Here is an 18,357-nt window from a genome sequence, read left to right as displayed (position 1 = left end):
CGCATTCAGTCTCCGGTCAGAGACTTCGGTTGAGATATCGCTGCTGAAAAAAATCTGTTGTCGGAAGATCGAACCAAAGTGAATCCGGAACGAATGTTGTCAGCCTTCACAATTGCCAGTCCCACAGCCGGCGAAGTTTCATTATCCACTGAGGTCAACTGACAGGACGTCTCCGATTCGATGGACTCCGGCTGCAATTCTACCGTGGCAAGGGCTCGATTCACCCGTCCCAGTGCATCAATTCTCGCAATGGGTTCCTGCCCCAGGTAACACCCCTTGGTATAACAAATTGCGGATGTGTTTCGAGCGGCTTCGGGAGCCAGATGGTCTTCGGTCAGGTCACGGCCGATCACTGGAAAGCGTTCCAGGATTCTCAATCGTTCGAATTCCACCCCAGACCCTGTTCGACCATGTTTCACAATTTCGGTCTGTAGTGTTTCGATGGCCGTCCGTGGACCACTCAACAGGGTCAAAGACTGTCCGGCCCATTCAAGCCGGAGACATGTCACGACAGCGTCCCCGACAGACGAGTCGATCCATGTTCCTGACTGATTCACTTGATTACGAAAAATTGAATCTGGAATCTGCCCGATGACTGCCATAGCCGCGTGGTCGGCTGTCATTGATTCAAAGGTCACGTCTTCAGAAATAATGTAGCGGTTCAAATGTTCCAGCAGGGAACTTTCATTGCCTGGTAACATCCAGATTTCGTGGTACCCCTCTCCGGCCAGTATGTATCCGTGGCCAATAATTCTGGCTTTGGCACTGGTAAAAAAAGCTTCACAGGTCGTCCCTGACTGCATGCTGTTGATGTCGTTGGTACAGAAATTGTGCAAAAACTTCGCTCGATCGTCACCTTTCGAGCGAATACGAATCAAACCAGGCAGCAGAGTTGCAGTAACAGGTGAAGACATGTAACCACACGAAACCGGAATGTTGAAAATGAAGGATCAGAGACAGATTATTCAGAATTTCAGGACATCATCATTTGAGGGATTCCAGCATCTGCTGAAACTCCTGTCTTATTCGTTCCACGGCTTCAGAAAACCCGCCTGACAGGGTTACACCTGCCGCCAGTCGATGGCCACCGCCACCAAGACGTTCAGCAAATGCTGCAACATCGTATGGAGGACGACAACGCAGACTGCATTTCACCTGACCGGTCGGCAGTTCGACCGCAATAAATGCTGCTTTTGAACCTGCCACAGTCAGACATTGATTCACCAGTCCCTCCGTGTCTGACAGAACAGCCTGAGTCGCTTCCAGGTCACTACGAGTCACAGTGATCCAGGCCAGTCGTCCGCCACAGTCTACCTGCATACGCCCCAGTACCCGACTCAACAGGTGCATTCGCGCAACTGACCACTGCTCATGGATGTGATTATAGATCACATCCGGCTGAGCCCCCTGGTCCATCAAAGCGGCACAGATCCGCATTGTTTGTGATGTCGTTGATGGAAAACGAAACCATCCGGTGTCCGTGGCAATTGCCGCATACAGCCAGGAAGCCACATCTGCATCAAACGTCACACCAAGGTACTCAGCTGCTTCATAAATCAGTTCTCCGGTAGCGGCAGACGCAACGTCTTTGAATTCGCTGGCACCCAGGTCATCGGAACTCACATGATGGTCAATGATCACGCGGGTACAGTCGGAACCCCGAATCACTTCACAAATTCCTCCCAACTGCTGCCAGGCACTGGTGTCCACAACGATCTGAACATCGACATCAGGAATTTCGTCTTTGCGGATACCATCACCCAGTTTTTTTACTTGTCCGTCCTGATTCATAAAATTCAGATTTTCAGGAGGTGCGGTCGCATTAACCATCAATACCTCCCGGCCAAATGATTCCAGAAGGGCAGCGAGACCTCGCTGGGAGCCCAGGGCATCTGCATCCGGACGAACATGCGTCGTAATCAGAAACGACTGATGACGTTCAATGATGTTCTTAAATGGTGCCCAGTTGATTTGAGACACAAACATACTTTCTGAAATGTTGACCACCGGTCCCGAACAACGCCCGCCAACCTTCCGATGCTGTCTTAAGAAAAACATCGTCTGTCGCGGGACATCTGACCGAGTGCCGGCGGTTTTGTAATTGATCGCGTCCGGCTAAATTTTCGATATTTTTCAGGGACATCATCGTCCCTTTTTGTTTCGCGGACGAACAAGCCAGCCGATTGCGACTCCCGCGACCAGTACCGGAATAAAAAATCTTGCCCTGGGAAGGATGAGAGCCAGCCCCACAACGCATCCTACCGACCACGGAGACACACGTGCCCAGGCAGCCGGCCGGTCTTTTGCCGGAAGTACCAGCCAGAATGCCCCTAACAACAGTCCAACCCGCAGAAATGCTGATGCCAGACCGTCTGAATCACTGTTCGTTAACAGAATGACACCTGTGACAATGCACACAACGGCCAGCAACGCAACGACTGCCCGTTTACGTCGCATCTCAGATTCACTGATCATGGTCTCATCGCATCCATCGTGTTCACCTCAGTCAGCCACAGGAAGTCTCAGGCATTTTCCCTGGACGCAACTGAGAGCGTCCAGTTCGGCGTCTGCGGACCTCATTTGTCCCTCGCTAACCCGGTGAGTCATAATAATGAGTCGAGCGGCCTGATCCTGAGCCGTGGCCGTTCGTGATTCGTCCTGCAGCAGCGACGATATACTGATCCGATGACGGCCCAGGATGTCAGTAACATCCGCCAGCACATGCGGTCGGTCGTCGACCGTACAGCGAAGATAAAATCGATGTTGCCGCTCGTCCTGTGGCAGAATTGGAACTGAATTTTGATGACAGCTGCGCAACACTGCCTTAAATGTATTGACCGCCCGACCCGCCGCAGAATCAACAATATCAGCAATGACTGCGGACGCCGTGGGCAGCTGGCCCGCCCCGGCACCTGCCAGTCCCAGACGCCCGACCGCACTTCCCGTAACGGTTACGATATTGTCCGCACCCTGCGTCTGGGCCAACTCACGATCCTGTGGCACCAGTGTTGGCTGAACTGAAATCTCAAGGCAGCCGTCATTAAGTTTCGCCACAGCCAGAAGCTTGATTCGATACCCGAGCGATGCAGCGGCCTCCAGATCAGACAACGTTAGTTTGTCAATTCCCATACAATTCATCCCCTCCACAGGGACGTCGGTGGAAAATGCCAGACGCGTCAGGATAGCCAGTTTTTGGGCTGCATCGGTGCCATCCACATCCAGAGTGGGATCGGCTTCTGCAAAGCCAAGCTCCTGCGCCAGACTCAGGGCCTGATCATAGCTTTGATTTTCAGAGAGCATCTGCGTCAGAATGAAGTTGCTGGTCCCGTTCAGAATCCCTTCGATGGACTCCACTCGATTGCCCGTCATTGCTGTGGTGATGACATTGACCACCGGAATCCCTCCGGCAACGGCTGCTTCAAAGCAAATCGTTCGTCCGCCGTCAGCAGCAATTTCAAACAATTCGGGGCCGTGGGCACAAATTAACGCCTTATTCGCAGTCACCAGATCTTTGCCCGCGTTCAGCAATCGAATGGCATACTGAAGAGCCGCATCAGTGCCGCCAACAAGCTGTACAGCCAGGTCAATCGAATCGTCGCTCAAAACGTCGTCGATGCTGCCGGAAACGGGAACGTTTGGCGGGTTGAATGTTCGTGTCTTACCGGGATCCCGGACAACGATACGGCAGAGCCGGAGTTCACGTCCTGCCCGAACCCGAAGCTCTTCGCGTTGCTCCGTCAGTATACGAGCCACACCAGTACCAACGGTGCCAAAGCCGATCAGAGCAATGTTCAGCGGTGTTTCCGGCATTTGTTTACTGCAGTTGGCTGAAAATCGGTTATTCGGCAAATAAGTATTGCGGATAATAGCAAGGAATAATCATCGACCACAGTAAGAAGCAGTGAGAATCTAAGTTGAGTCAGGAGCAGCGGTTGAGACGACTATTTGCGCGTCTATACTGATTGCGCGTCTATACTGACCAAAATGAACTCTGGGCAGAAGGAACCATCCGAATAACGGTATCGTAGAGACACATTTGGACTTTCTGTTACCGTCGGCTAATGCCTTAACGATCGTAAACAACCTGAGTCTTCCTGCCAGTGTCCAACTGTGATTCTCTGACTTCCTGCACCATTCGGGTTCGGAATCCCGTCAATGATCAATTCTAATCCGCCTGCCGTCCGAATTGGTGCGGTCAGCTATCTCAATTCCAAACCACTCATCGAAGATCTGGAAGACCTCCTGCCGGAGTCTGAAATCATCCTCGACTATCCCAGTCGACTGGCAGATGCCCTGGCCGCCGGACAACTGGACGTCGCCCTGATTCCGTCTGTGGAGTACTTCCGCGGATCCGGATACCAGGTCGTATCAAGCGCTTGTGTGGCAGCACGCGGCCCGGTCATGAGTGTGAAGCTGTATTGTCGGGTTCATCCAGGTAATATTCGCCGTCTTGCAATGGATGAAGGCTCTCGAACAAGTGTCGCACTGTCACGGGTGATCCTGGCCGAACGGTATGGCGTCTTTCCGGAAAGTGAGCCTCTGCCGATCGAATCATCAACACTGAGCAGTACTGCTGATGCAGTACTGCTGATTGGTGATCGAGCAATGCATGAACCACTCGAAGAATTTGTCGAAGTGATGGATCTGGGTCAGTTGTGGTACGAATGGACCGGATTGCCGTTTGTCTTTGCCATGTGGGTCGCACGTGAAGATGCCGACATCACCGGCATTGAACGAGTTCTCGATAAATCACGAGACCGGGGAGTCGCTGCACTTCACAGGATTGCAGAAGAACAGGCTCCTCTGCTTAATCTTTCGAGCGAATCAGCAACGACCTACCTCACGCAAAACCTCAATTATCATCTTGCATCTGCTGAACGCAGCGGACTGGAACTGTTTCGACAACTGGCAGAACAACAGAATCTTCTTCGTCCTGAGCCACTTGCCGTTCATTCTAACGCTGACCTGGCCTGGAGGCTCTGAGATGCAGTCTATTCTCAACAAAGCTGTGGCAGGTGATCGCCTGACTCCGGATGAGGGATTGGCAGTGTTAAAGTCCCACGATCTGCCGGCAATTGGTGCCGCCGCGGACGCCGTTACCCGCCGACTTCATCCTGAAGAATTTCGCACCTACAACATCGACCGAAACATCAACTATACAAACGCCTGTACGGCCGTCTGTGATTTCTGTGCCTTCTATCGGCCACCGAACCATCCGGACGTCTATGTCCTTCCCATAAAGTCATTGCTGCAGAAAATTGCAGAAACCGTGGAAGTCGGAGGCGATCAGATCCTGCTGCAGGGCGGACTGCATCCAAAACTGCCCATGGAGTGGTACGAAGATATGCTTCGAACCATCAAAATGGAATTTCCACAGGTCAATGTCCACGGGTTTAGTCCTCCGGAGATTCATCACTTCACAAAGATCGCGAAGCTCCCTCTGAAAACAGTACTCAAACGCCTGCGGGATGCCGGTCTTGGAAGTCTGCCGGGAGGCGGAGGTGAAATCCTGGTGGATCGCGTGCGCAAAGAGATCACAAGAGGCAAGGTTCTGACCGATGACTGGCTCAATGTGATGCGAGTATGGCATGAACTTGGGGGGCGTTCGACAGCAACGATGATGTTTGGTCATGTGGAAACGCTGGAGGAACGTATCGAACACCTTGATCGGGTGAGACAACTCCAGGATGAAACCGGTGGGTTCACTGCATTTATCTGCTGGACATTTCAACCGGAGAACACCGACATGGCACATATTTCACCGGCGGGTGCATTCGAATATCTAAAGACTCAGGCCGTGAGTCGACTGTATCTGGACAACGTTGCCAACATTCAGTCTTCGTGGGTCACTCAGGGTGAAAAAATCGGTCAGCTGGCGCTCATGTTCGGAGCAAACGATATGGGCAGTCTCATGATCGAAGAAAATGTTGTGTCAGAAGCCGGTACGGTGCATCACCTGTCGCTGGATACCATACGCCGCTGTATCACCAACGTCGGATACGTACCGCGACAGAGAAATGTGTTTTATGAATTCATTGATGAGTCTGCTGAATACCGCTCAACCTCACAATCAGCAACACAGCTGCCGCTGATCTGAGCAGCACTGACCGTTGTGCCGGTATTGAACAGAACACGACCGCACGTCCTGATGTCGGATATGGACAGTTAGATGCTTTTCGCGACATCCGTCAATGGCGGGAAACCAAACAACGGTCTTCAGTTCAGGACCCCAAAAGACGCATTCGCCAACACGACCGGGCCAGGGACGCCGCGATACCTGTTGATGATTGCTGTCATCTACGTTCAAATCATGCAATACTGGGTTATTGATCGGGAGTCGCGGATTAATTCGGTGAATTGGAAATACCAATCCTGATCCGATGGTTTCTTGCTGCCGCAATAAACCCCGATGCGCACAGCAAAGGTCAAGTCAGGAGTTTGATTTGACCACCGCAATCCGGAACACTCTGAGCCGAACGGTATCCAACCGGGCGAGCCAATATGATCATCCCCACAATTAATTATCTTACCGGAGTCCACTTTGGGACGGGCAGCACTGAGCGGCTCCCTGACGTACTCAGTGAATACAAAGTGGAACGTCCGCTGGTGGTAACAGACCGAGGTCTGCTGGAACTGGGATTCGTCGACCGGCTAGGTGTGAAACCCGCAGCCATCTTCGCAGATGTGGAGACGAATCCCGATGAGGCGGGGGCGCTGGCCGGCGTTGCAGTTTATCGTGAACACAATTGTGACGGAATTATTGGTCTTGGCGGCGGGTCGCCAATCGATTGCGCTAAATGCGTTTCACTGCTCATTACCCATCCTGAACCGCTGGAACAGTATGCACTGATCCGTGGCGGCGCTGCAAGAATTACGGCCAATAAACCTCCGTTCATCGCTATTCCGACGACTGCAGGCACCGGTAGCGAGGTTGGTCGCGCAGCGCTTGTGACGATGCAAAGCGGTCGGAAACTGGCCGTGATCAGCCCGCATATCATTCCGGATGCTGCGATTTGCGATCCACAGCTCACTCGTGAACTGCCTCCGTTGCTGACAGCCGCAACGGGACTGGACGCGATCTCACACTGCGTCGAAACATTCTGCAGCCCGAAATTCAATCCGGTGGCAGAAGCAATTGCGCTCGATGGTCTCAAACGCGCATGGCAGAACCTGCCAACAGCAGTCCGGACAGGAAACAATATCAATTCCAGGGAAGAGTTAATGATCGCTGCACTGGAAGGAGGTCTGAGCTTTCAAAAAGGACTTGGTCTGATTCACAGCCTGAGTCATCCTATGGGCGCGCTGACACACCGTCGTCTCCATCACGGAATGCTCAACGCCATATTCCTGCCGCATGTGCTGCGATTCAACGCCGACACCTGCCCGGAAAAGATGCGGCGAATGGCCGAGACAACCGGAGTCGGAACTGATGCTGAATCTCTGGCACGGGCAAGCGAACAGCTCAATGAATCAATCGGACTGCCAGGCCGACTGCGTGACATGGGTGTAACGCGAGAGGATTTAGCTGAAATTCCGGCGGAAGCAGTGGCAGATCATTCAACGCCAACAAATCCTCGCCAGGTTACCGAAGCCGACTGCCAGGCAATGCTGGAAGCGGCGTTCTGAACCGTTGGAAACTGTTTTACACGGGTCGAACACTGAATCCGATCGCTGACTCCACACGAAGGGCGGCTGACAGCAGATTCATGTCGTGCCCCAGTCGCCCAAGCAACTGAATCCCCAGTGGAAGTCCGTATTGATTCAAGCGGGCCGGAAGCGTTAACGCCGGAACCCGTGTATGAGTGGCAATCAGGTTCATCCGGGGATCTCCGGTGATGGCCAGTCCTTTCAAAGCTGCGCCCGGAGCTGATGGTGCAAGAAGAACGTCGAACCGATCAAACATTGAATCCAAAACCGAATGATAATGAGTGCGCTGTCGCAGACACTCCTGTCGGTCTCTGTCGCTGATATCCTTACCCTTCAGATAGAGTTCGCGCACCTTCGGCGGATATTGCGAACCATATTTCTCAAACAGCTGCGCCTGCGAAACCGCCAGTTCAGCAGCAACAAGGTTTACATGATTATCGTAGGCGGTCTGCAGCTGGTCAGGAAGTGACGTTGCCTGCACACAAACACCATCGAGAGCGCTAAGTTTGTCACTCGTCATTCGCAGGGCGTCAATCATGTCCGGGTCGGCCGCCGGACAAAGTAGATCCTCGACCAGACCCACGTTCAGTGTTTTCTGATTTTCGACGATCGGTTCGTTGAACAGAGCAGCACATACAGTCTGCAGATCGGCCACATTTGCTGTAAAGAAACCAGCCGTATCAACCGAAGGAGAAAACGGAATCATGCCGGATGAAATCATTCGCTCGTAACCGGGCTTGAAGCCGACAACCCCGCAGTATGCAGCCGGGCGACCAATTGACCCAATGGTTTGGGATCCCAGCGCAAAGCGTACCATGCCGGCCGCGACAGCCGCCGCCGACCCGCTGCTCGATCCTCCCGGTGTATGTTCCGAATTCCAGGGATTCGTAGTAGGACCGGGATCAAAATAAGCAAGTGACGTGGTCACCGTCTTCGAAAACACATAGGCCCCCAAAGATTCCAGTCGCTCAACAATATCTGCGCTCCCGGATTTCGCGTCACCGGGAAGAAAGTCAACACCTCCCCGTGTCGGCAGCCCGGCAACATCGATAATGTCTTTGACTCCGAGGGCCCAGCCGGACAACGGACCGTCACCCGCCCGCGACGCCTGACGACGGGCAAATTCTTCATTCCAGCCCACAAGTGCCTTAACGGTGGGTTCGTGTGAGTGAACGGCCTGCAGGTGACTGTTGAAATTCATCGAAGGACTGAATCCGTAAACAGAGTTATTTACTCTTCGCCGGGCAGTGGCAAACAAACTGCCAGCGTCCCCAGCTCAAACCCCTGGGACAATCATGGTCCACACCATTGCAGCAGACAGCCAAAAGAACAACCGCATTTTTCTGACCGTCTACGTTCTTCAAGTGTTTCCCGTGTTAATATTGTTCCGTTTGAACGGCCGCGCTGCTGCAGCTTCCGATGCAGAGCCAAAAATCCGGGATTCAGTGCCGCTTCTCCGGTCCCATTTGGGGTATGCTCGGAATTTGCATGTCCACCGTGTTCAATCGCTCGCTGTTCACAGGACAACCCCCGGGCAGGACATCTGTGTACAACCGGATGACGGTGCCGTGTCTGACTTCCAACTGGTCTCAGTGCCCGCTCCGGCCGGTGTCAGACGGAAACCTCAAACCAACGCTACCAGCAGTCAGCGATTCGTTTCATCTAGGGTTACCAAATGCCGGCGATTGCAAATACAGCGTCAAAGTCTGCCGTCAAGGTCCTGGAAGAACTGGCAGCACAGCCTGCAAAACAAATCTCTGTCGATAACCGAATACGTCTTTGCCGTGAATGTGTCGAACGTGTTGTGCAGTCAGCTGCTGAATGGGTGCAACTGGAATCTGAAGCAAAAGGACTGTCAGACGGAGAACGATCGGAAGCTGTGCTCAGCGGACCTGCTGTCGTCCTGCGACAGCTTCAACTGTCCATACAGACACTGTCACGTATCCAGGTTACCGGCACACCGATTCTACCCGGCGCTGTCCGCAGAACAGCAACCGGCCAACTGGCGGTTCCTGTGTTTCCGACGGCCGGGTTCTTTGACTCCCTTACATTCACAGGCCTCACGGCAGAGGTCCACATGCAGCCGGACACCGCAGATCATCAACTGCACGGCGATCTGCTCAAACAGCTGAATCGTTTGCCGGAGGACGGGATTACGCTGGTGCTCGGGGCAGGAAATGTTTCATCTATCCCGGCAACAGATACCCTGAACCGAGTCATCTTTGACGGACGCCGTGTACTGCTAAAACTCAATCCCGTCAACGATTATCTTGAACACGTTTTCCGTGACGTCATGCGTCCGTTTATCAGCGCCGGACTGCTTCGGATTGTCACCGGTGGCGGTGAGATGGGAGCCACACTGGCCCGGAATGATCGGGTGACAGAAATTCACGTCACTGGTTCTGTTATGACACATGAGGCAATCGTCTGGGGAACCAAACCTGGTGAAAGCCGACCCGACACGCCGGTCACAGACAAGTGCGTGACCAGTGAGCTGGGTAATGTCACTCCCTGGATTGTTGTTCCAGGACGCTATACAAAGAAACAATTAACCTCACAGGCTCAACACCTCGCTGCGTCAATCACAAACAACGCTTCATTCAACTGTATTGCGACAAAAGTGATTGTGACGTCGCGCCAGTGGTCGCAGCGGGACCAGTTCCTGTACCTGCTGCAGAAGGCTCTGGACGAGACGCCGACCAGAAAACCGTACTATCCCGGAGCCACGGATCGATACATTCGTTTTGCTGCCGTTGAAGATCCACTGGACGCTGACGGACACCTGCCCTGGAAGCTGCTGGTCGATCAAAAACCATTGGAGCGTCCGGAATTGTTTAACGAAGAGTCATTCGTCTGCGTTTGTACAGAAACGACTCTTGATGAGCCCGATGCGAAGAAGTTTCTGGAAGCTGTTGCGGCGTTTGTCAACGATCAACTCTACGGGACGCTCAGCGCCAGCATCACCCTTCCCAACAGTCTGCAAAGATCTGAACCTGCCTGGCTGGAACGGACCATCGGTTCGATGCGGTACGGGTCGGTCTGTCTGAACCAGTGGTCCGGTCTTGCCTACGGACTTATCAGCACGCCGTGGGGTGCCTGGCCAGGCAGCACTTATGAAGATGTGCAGAGCGGGATTGGCAGTGTTCACAACACTTACCTTTTGGCAAATCATGAAAAATCAGTCCTCAGAGGACCGCTGGTGAATTCACCAAAACCGATCTGGTTCCCGTCACATCGCAAAGCAGAATCAGTCAGCTGGAAGTTGCTGGAACTGTATCATCGACCACGCCTGCTGCGTCTTCCTGGTTTGGCAACAGCCGCATGGACCGGTTAGCCTTTCCCGTGAACAATAGATTTTATGGCCGCCCAGGCCACCCGTTTTCAGTCCAAACGGCCACAAGAGAAACTAAGGACAATGAGGAACCATCAGCTTCTGCAATTTCCTTTGGTCGGTTATGTGAATCCTGGTAGCCGGTCATGCATTGGTAAGAACATATTTGCCAAATTGCGGTGATGAGTTCATCCGGCTGACAGCGATGTTTCCATCTTCCAGTGGAAACACAGTATCAACGACAGGTCGGAGCTTGTGCTCATTGACCAGCTTCAGCATTGCGGTGAAATCGTCCGGTGATCCCATGGTGGAACCGATCAGACGAAGTTGTTTCCAGAACAACTTGAACAGATCCAATTTCTCCGGTGGCCCCGTGGTCGCCCCGTAACTGACAACACGACCTCCGGCATCGGCCAGATTGAGCAAATTCCTGTATCCACTGCCGCCGGCGCTGTCGACGATCAGTTGGGGTGCACCCACGTCTTTCGACATCTGTTTCCACCAGTCATCATCTCTGTAATCAAATCCGCCCTCGGCTCCCAGTTGAATCGCTCTGTCAATCTTCGCGGAGGAAGATGAAGTGACCCAGACTCTGGCACCGGCAGCAACAGCAAACTGCAGAGCAAACGTTGCAACCCCTCCGCCGATTCCAGTGATCAGAACTGTTTCACCATTTTGCAGACTTCCCTGAGTGAACACGGCCCGATAGGCCGTGACTCCTGCCAGCGGCAGCGCAGCAGATTCAATCCAGTCGAGATGTGTCGGCCGTGCATACAACTGACTGGCCGGTACGATCACCTGAGTTGCAAACGTTCCGTCGCCGGGTAAACCCATAATGTTGAAGTTGAGATGCTGTACGTTTGGATTGTCGCCCCAGTCCAGACCTGGATCGAAGACGACTTCCCTGTCAATCCACGACTGATCCACTCCTTCCCCGCAACTCATCACGATTCCGGAAGCGTCGGAACCTAAAACACAGGGCAATTCAATTCCAGGATACATCCCCAGAGTGATCCAGAAATCACGACGGTTAAGAGCAGCGGCTTTGACCTTTAACACGACTTCACCAGGTCCCGGTCTCAGATCGGGACGTTCTTCCAGCTGGAGAGGCGACTTAACAGCATTGAGTGTCAGGCATTTCATAAGAGTGAGTCGCTGGTGGCTATAAGTGCGAACGCGGTTGATTTTAGCGGTCAATTTCGCATTCACGATGTATTTGTCAACTCGTCGGGTCTTCCACCGAAAGGTCCGACACAATGTTCAGATTTCCATAGTGGTGTTATCACTGCTTCAAATGAGCCAGGATCGCGTTATCTGCCCGCACAACGCTGTCAGATTTCGGGCAAAAACCCCCAACATCACTCACCGTCCACCCGGCCCCTGTACACCACTGATCAGCCGACTTGTTCCAGCCAGGTTTGAAGGCAGAGTCCGAGTTGAGATGAACAGGCCGTACCGGTGGTGGCCAGCTGCCGGACAGTGACTGAGGCAACGAGATTGCCAACCACTGCTGCCTGTTCACACGATGCGCCGGAACACAAAGCAAGCACGCAGCCCGCGGTCACACTGTCGCCTGCACCCGTGGTATCGATTTCTCCGGTCAGCCGAATGCCGGGAACGGCAGTCCATTGCGGATCTGTCACGAACATTCCGTTGGCGCCACAGGTCACGAAGACCGGAGCACCGGTCTTCGTACGCAGCTGAGCAGCTGCACTCTGCAGTTCAGCTGCATCGACCGTATCTCCAGGCACAGGATCGTCATTGCCGGTCAGTTCAAATTCGTTTGGCTTCGTAATCACATTTCGATACTCGCGAATTCGGCGTCTGCTGTCGGCCCAGAAGATCACATCCGGATTATTTTCGGCCAACGTCCCGAGATGTTCCCGAACCATCGCTGTGACAGCTCCGCAATTCCGAGCTTCCACCTGATCCATCACGATCACAGCATCCACTTCAGAGACAAGGTCTGTGATAGACGCAATGATCGCATGCTCTGTCTCTGTCGGAGTTGTCTGACGATTTTTGATGTCGATTCGCGAATACTCGCCGTCGAGTCCGCTGACACTCATGTTGCGTGGCTTGGTATAGGTCGGGGTGAATCGTTCGGGTACGACATGCAGGTGTTCGGTTGAACATCGCATTGCCGTCAGCCCGCGTCGCAGCTCCCACGCTTCACCATCGTCACCAGTGAATCCGGCGGCATGCAGTGTTCCCGCGCCCAGTGCACTCAGATTCGATACAACAGTACCGGCTGCACCAGGAAAACAACGAACCGACGCCACCTGGCGGGCTGGCTTACCGGTCTCCACACTTGGTTCTTCCAGACACGGATCAATGTCCAGATATTTGTCCAGAAAGAAGTCACCCACAACAGCAATTCGACAGTCAGAAAAACATTCGACCAGTGATTTCAGACGCTCAGGACTCAGCAGTGAACTCACGGCTCCGATTCTCCCAGCTGATGCACAAGATTCAGCAACAGATCCCGATTGTCCGCCTCAAGATATCGCATGGTACCGCCCATTCGGCTGAACGATTTGTTGTAGCGCAGATAGTAGGCCGGATCATTTTCCGGCGGCTCCCCCTGGCTCCAGTCCCAGGTTGATTTGGCCAGATCACTTACCAGAATGTAATGGCCGTCGATGTGCCTCCCGTCCTGAATTGCCAGATTTTGCGACATGGACAGAGACTTTTCAAAAATCATAGGGCTCATCACGGCCGACCCGATCGACAGATACACTCCGCCATCCAGCCGGCTGATCGTTTGTGCATACGTCAGAAAGTCTCGCTGTGCAGTCCGCCCTAAAGCAGCACAGTGATTCATGGGATGATTGTAGATGATGTCGTGACCGATCATTGGATGACTTGTAAATGGAACCCCCTGTCGAAATGCTCCTGCCTGGACACTGTACTGTTTCCATGGATGAGGGATTTCAAGACGTCCGGCAACCAGACCGAATGTTTTAATAATGCCCAGCAGGTCAGCAGCAGCGGCCACCTGATGAGGATCGAACGATGCCTGTTTTCGGATCAGGTCTTCGAGATCCGTGGCCTCCGGAATATCAAGACCCTCATTTTCAATCATCGCTCCGACCGATTCCCCGTAGCCTCTGCCTTCGAATGCTCCTACGTTGAGTGCCAGATTGATATTGAAACCGGTTTCCTGCCAGTTACCAAATTTTCCTTCTTTGACCATAGGGCCGACGTGCTCACAACTCTGTCCCTGCCAGGCAAATTCCCAGTCGTGGATGACGCCTGCACCGTTAGTAGCCAGGTGAGTGAACCAGCCCTGTTCAATCAGCCTCAGAAAGACCGGTCCCAGTCCGTTTTTGATTGCATGGGCACCAAAGGCTGCAACCACAGGACGGCCGGCAGCTCGTGCGTTCTGAATCCGTCGAACAGTGTCCGCAATCAGACGCTGAGCCAAATCAGACAGCTCCGGGCAGGGATCATCAGGTGAAACATGATCGTGTTCGATCTGTTTTTTGTTCGTGCGAGTGGTCAACGAGTCCATACGAACCTGGAAACGGTCCAGTTGCGGGTGTGGCATTTCCTGTTTCCTGTCAAATGTTCCACAACCATTCGACTAACCGACCGGCGTCCTGGTAGTCGGGAACGACGGCATGGGCCCCGGCTGCAATCAATCTGTCACGCTTCCACGCATCGGGTCGGCCGCTGCGCTCCGTTTCATCACTGGCAACGGCAACGGCCGTGCCACCTACATCCCGGACATTCTGAATCTCAACGTATCCGTCACCAAACCCCAGAAGAGTCGCGCCATCGACACTGTGTTCCGTCAGAATCCTTTGAATCACCTGGGCTTTGGAGAAAGACCTGTAGTCTTCCTGTGCACCATAAACGTGAGGGCCAAAGTATTCCCCCAGTTGCAACAAATCAACTTCTTCACGAACATACTGTTCGTCGGTTCCACTGGCCAGATACAGCTGAACATCGCGATCACGCAGCCGATTGAGCAGTTCAAAACTGCCTGGCACCACCATTTCTGTCGGGGGTGTCTGACCGGACCGCAACCGTTCGCGACGGGATTCGATACGCTGCATCAGTCGCTTATGATATTCGTGCTTGTATGCAGCAGGCTCAAGTGGTCTCCCGCCGCGCTGCCGGATTTCCTCCGCGAGGCGAATCATCTGATAAATCGTCTGTTTACCGGTAAGCTGCATAACGAATTCGGCACAGATCCCGGACAGGTGTTCGCTGGTTTCGTCTGTACCAGTTTCGAGGAGGTATTCCACCATCATTGGCACCATGACCTCAGTCCACCCCTCACGGACCAGACTGAGCGTACCATCGAAATCAAACAGTACGTGCCGGAGTGCGGCGGAAGGGACAAAGCCATCGATGATTTCAATGGTACTGTCAGTAATAAACTGAGTCGCCACACCGGCGGGATTTACCGGTCGGAAATCGTGTTCGATCTGATCTGTCATGCAACCTGACCTGGTTGTCGAAGCAGAAACACTGTCTGTGTCACGTAATCACCCCGACCACAGGCAGCAGTCGGGGTGATGGCTGAATTTGATGTCAGAATGAATGCTGTTGGTCGGAATAAACCCCACCGGACTTTCGCTCACTTTTCGACCGGTTCAAAGGTCCACTACCGTCTCAATTCCCAGTTTGCCCTGAACGGCTCGACTGAGTGTTTCCCGTACAACTTCAACCGGAATTCGGTCATAGATCTGCTGAAAGAAGCCCTCCACGATAATGTGCATGGCCTCTTTTTCGCTGATGCCCCGGCTTTGAGCATAAAAAATCTGCTCTTCATCGACGCGACCTGTTGTTGCTCCGTGAGTGCACCGTACGTCGTCCGCTTCGATTTCCAGTCCGGGAATACTGTCACAGCGAGCATCTGCGCTCAGCATCAGCGCATCGCTGCGCTGGTAGCCGTCCGTCTGCTGAGCCGCTTCGTCAACTTTGATCATTCCGCGCCAGATGACTCGTGACTCATCACGCAGGACTTCTTTGTACAACAGGTCGCTGTGAGTTCCCTGGGCCTGATGGTGTTGCTGCGTGTAATAGGAGACCTTCTGGCGATCGACGGCGAACGTAACACCATTGACTTCCGCCGTGGAACTGCGTCCCTGCAGATTGACATCCTGATGAATGTGGCTCAGCCTGCCACCCAGCCCCACCACCGTCCACTGGAGTGACCCGGAGTTGTCAACATTGCCGGCCTGGTGAGCAAAGTGCCAGGCCTTCTGATTCCAGTTCTGCAGCTGAACATAACGCAAACCGGCATTCCGCCCGACAATCAGTTCAACGCAGCCAACATGCAGGCCGCTGATGTCAGCGGTCGCAGACGTTGTTTCTTCCAGTAAAGTGGCTCGCGCTTCGTCCTCGACAATGACCAGGGTATGACTGAACTCAGCAACCCCGTCTTTGCTGTGACCAATCAGACTGTGAAGCGGCAAATCAACCTGAACACCTTTGGGAACGTAGAGGAGGGTCCCGCCGGTCCAGAAGGCTGCATGCCATGCGGAAAACCGATCAGCGTCCGGCCTGACAGCCTGCTTAAGAAAATAAGGTTCCAGCAGTTCACGGTTTTCTGTCAGCAACGTCCGCAGATCACCAAAGAGCACACCCTGCGCTGAAATTTCATTCAGTAGTTCTGAGTGGGTGGTGTGACCGTCAACATGAACAATTCGTCCGCCGTAATCCGTCTTGTCTGCAAGCAGTGTTGACACCGCGGCCGCATCATCCGGCTTTAACAAAGGGCGAAATTTTGCGGCATTGAAAACTCGCAGGTCTATTCGTTTGAATTCCTCGGGGTTCAGTTCTGCAGCCAGCGTCTGTTCATAAGCTGCGTAGGCGACGCGACGGGCGTCAGTTATCCAGGCAGCTTCGTTTTGTGCAGCGAGAAACTCCTCGAAAACTTCAGCATCGAACCCCGATCGGGAAATATTAAGCGTGGTGACGGCCATGTTTACATTGTTGTGTCGACGTCAGCCAACACTACCTTCCATTTGCAGCTCAATCAGCCGGTTCATTTCAACGGCGTATTCCATGGGCAATTCTTTTACCAGCGGCTCAATAAACCCAGTAACAATCATAGCACTGGCTTCAGCTTCACTCAGACCACGGCTCATCAGATAAAACAGCTGTTCTTCCGCAATCCTGCTCACACTGGCTTCATGTTCGATCGCCACGTCCTGTTCTTCGACTTCGATGTACGGGTATGTGTCACTCTTACTGGCCGGATCAAGAATTAACGCATCGCACACAACATTGCTCCTGCACTGACCAGCACCGTCTTCCACTTTGACCAGTCCGCGATAGCTACTGCGACCGCCGTCCTTACTGATACTCTTGCTGATAATGCGACTACTCGTGTTGGGAGCACAATGCACCATCTTGGCGCCGGCGTCCTGATGCTGCCCCGCACCGGAGAATGCGATTGAAAGTGTTTCTCCGCGGGCACCAGGTTCCATCAGATAGATCGCCGGATACTTCATGGTCAGTTTACTGCCGAGGTTCCCGTCAACCCATTCCATCAGTGCATCGCCATAGGCCATCGCACGTTTGGTGACCAGGTTGTACACATTGTTCGACCAGTTCTGAATTGTGGTGTAGCGGAATCGGCCACCCTTTTTCACCACAATTTCCACCACGGCACTGTGCAGGCTGTCGCTGCTGTACGTAGGAGCCGTACAGCCTTCGACATAGTGCGCAGATGCTCCTTCATCGACGATGATCAATGTCCGCTCAAACTGCCCCATGTTCTGGCTGTTGATGCGGAAGTAGGCCTGCAGCGGAAATTCGATATTCACTCCAGGCGGCACATAAATAAATGATCCACCCGACCACACAGCACTGTTCAGAGCAGCAAACTTATTGTCTTCCGGAGGAATGATCGTTGAAAAGTACTGCTGAAACATCTCCGGATGATCACGAAGAGCCGAATCAGTATCGGTGAACAGGACACCTTGTTTTGCGAGGTCCTCCTTCAGACTTCCGTAAACAACTTCAGACTCGTACTGAGCCTTCACTCCGGAGAGATACTTCTTTTCAGCCTCGGGAATCCCCAGGCGGTCATAAGTTTTGCGAATGTCGTCGGGGACGTCATCCCAGCTGCGGCCCTGTTCCTTCGCCGCTTTCATGTAATAGAAAATTTCGTTGAAATCGAGGTCGGACATGTCGCCGCCCCAGCTCGGCATCGGTCTCGACTGAAAAATTTCAAGTGACCGCAGACGAAACTCCCGCATCCATGCAGGCTCGTTCTTCATCTCAGAAATCTGCGCAACAACATCCGCGTCCAGCCCCTTGCGGCTTTTGAATTCGTAGTTTTCTGTGGAATCGTGGAAGCCGTACTGGTAGTCACCTATTTCGACTTCAGATCTGACAGGGGCGTCTGTACTCATAGT

The 18,357-nt window shown here is 53.3% G+C and carries 15 protein-coding genes; 4 read left to right on the top strand and 11 right to left on the bottom strand.

The window, feature by feature from the left end; translation table 11 throughout:
* Positions 1-5 precede the first annotated feature (5 nt).
* The 4 genes from MK110_12640 to MK110_12625 form a co-directional block, all read right to left on the bottom strand.
* Entirely contained in the window at positions 6-914 is a 909-nt protein-coding gene (locus MK110_12640) for a hypothetical protein (GenBank protein ID MCH2212144.1), read from the bottom strand.
* 70 nt (positions 915-984) lie between these two features.
* Entirely contained in the window at positions 985-1,980 is a 996-nt protein-coding gene (locus tag MK110_12635; GenBank protein MCH2212143.1) for a bifunctional oligoribonuclease/PAP phosphatase NrnA, read from the bottom strand.
* Between the two features lie 162 nt (positions 1,981-2,142).
* The gene (locus MK110_12630; protein MCH2212142.1) at positions 2,143-2,475 is read right to left on the bottom strand and encodes a hypothetical protein; all 333 of its coding nucleotides are present in this window, start codon (positions 2,473-2,475) and stop codon (positions 2,143-2,145) included.
* A 27-nt stretch (positions 2,476-2,502) separates the two neighbouring features.
* Complete coding sequence (locus MK110_12625; protein MCH2212141.1) at positions 2,503-3,810, bottom strand: homoserine dehydrogenase; 1,308 nt, start codon at positions 3,808-3,810, stop codon at positions 2,503-2,505.
* A 345-nt stretch (positions 3,811-4,155) separates the two neighbouring features.
* On the opposite strand from MK110_12625, the gene MK110_12620 reads away from it, so the two are divergent.
* The 3 genes from MK110_12620 to MK110_12610 all read left to right on the top strand — a co-directional run bounded on the left by MK110_12620 (position 4,156) and on the right by MK110_12610 (position 7,626).
* Positions 4,156-4,983, top strand: a complete 828-nt coding sequence (locus MK110_12620; protein ID MCH2212140.1) for a menaquinone biosynthesis protein — start codon at positions 4,156-4,158, stop codon at positions 4,981-4,983.
* 1 nt (position 4,984) lies between these two features.
* On the top strand, positions 4,985-6,097 hold the full coding sequence (gene mqnC / locus MK110_12615) for a dehypoxanthine futalosine cyclase (GenBank protein ID MCH2212139.1): 1,113 nt from the start codon (positions 4,985-4,987) through the stop codon (positions 6,095-6,097).
* Positions 6,098-6,501: 404 nt separating this feature from the next.
* Positions 6,502-7,626: an iron-containing alcohol dehydrogenase gene (locus MK110_12610; protein MCH2212138.1), complete on the top strand. Its 1,125-nt coding sequence runs from the start codon at positions 6,502-6,504 to the stop codon at positions 7,624-7,626.
* Between the two features lie 16 nt (positions 7,627-7,642).
* Here the strand turns inward: MK110_12610 and MK110_12605 are convergent, their stop codons facing one another.
* Complete coding sequence (locus tag MK110_12605) at positions 7,643-8,848, bottom strand: amidase (GenBank protein MCH2212137.1); 1,206 nt, start codon at positions 8,846-8,848, stop codon at positions 7,643-7,645.
* Positions 8,849-9,322: 474 nt separating this feature from the next.
* Here MK110_12605 and MK110_12600 point away from each other — a divergent pair, with 474 nt between their 5' ends.
* Positions 9,323-10,981, top strand: a complete 1,659-nt coding sequence (locus tag MK110_12600; GenBank protein ID MCH2212136.1) for an aldehyde dehydrogenase family protein — start codon at positions 9,323-9,325, stop codon at positions 10,979-10,981.
* A 141-nt stretch (positions 10,982-11,122) separates the two neighbouring features.
* On the opposite strand, the gene MK110_12595 is transcribed toward MK110_12600, so the two are convergent.
* The 6 genes from MK110_12595 to sufB all read right to left on the bottom strand — a co-directional run bounded on the left by MK110_12595 (position 11,123) and on the right by sufB (position 18,354).
* Positions 11,123-12,121, bottom strand: coding sequence for a zinc-binding dehydrogenase (locus MK110_12595; GenBank protein MCH2212135.1), 999 nt, complete (start codon positions 12,119-12,121; stop codon positions 11,123-11,125).
* Positions 12,122-12,372: 251 nt separating this feature from the next.
* Positions 12,373-13,419, bottom strand: coding sequence for a PfkB family carbohydrate kinase (locus MK110_12590; protein MCH2212134.1), 1,047 nt, complete (start codon positions 13,417-13,419; stop codon positions 12,373-12,375).
* Positions 13,416-14,528 carry a hypothetical protein gene (locus MK110_12585; protein ID MCH2212133.1) on the bottom strand — a complete coding sequence of 371 codons (1,113 nt, stop codon included), beginning with the start codon at positions 14,526-14,528 and terminating at the stop codon, positions 13,416-13,418. The genes MK110_12590 and MK110_12585 overlap by 4 nt, the downstream gene beginning before the upstream one ends.
* 13 nt (positions 14,529-14,541) lie before the next feature.
* Complete coding sequence (locus MK110_12580) at positions 14,542-15,426, bottom strand: HAD hydrolase-like protein (protein MCH2212132.1); 885 nt, start codon at positions 15,424-15,426, stop codon at positions 14,542-14,544.
* A gap of 156 nt (positions 15,427-15,582) precedes the next feature.
* On the bottom strand, positions 15,583-16,917 hold the full coding sequence (sufD, locus tag MK110_12575) for a Fe-S cluster assembly protein SufD (protein ID MCH2212131.1): 1,335 nt from the start codon (positions 16,915-16,917) through the stop codon (positions 15,583-15,585).
* 21 nt (positions 16,918-16,938) lie between these two features.
* Positions 16,939-18,354: a Fe-S cluster assembly protein SufB gene (gene sufB, locus MK110_12570; GenBank protein MCH2212130.1), complete on the bottom strand. Its 1,416-nt coding sequence runs from the start codon at positions 18,352-18,354 to the stop codon at positions 16,939-16,941.
* Positions 18,355-18,357 lie beyond the last annotated feature (3 nt).

Source organism: Fuerstiella sp., assembly GCA_022447225.1.
Taxonomy (GTDB): Bacteria; Planctomycetota; Planctomycetia; order Planctomycetales; family Planctomycetaceae; genus S139-18.
The sequence above is the reverse complement of the archived record's forward strand: the minus strand, read 5'-3'. Positions and strand labels throughout refer to the sequence as shown.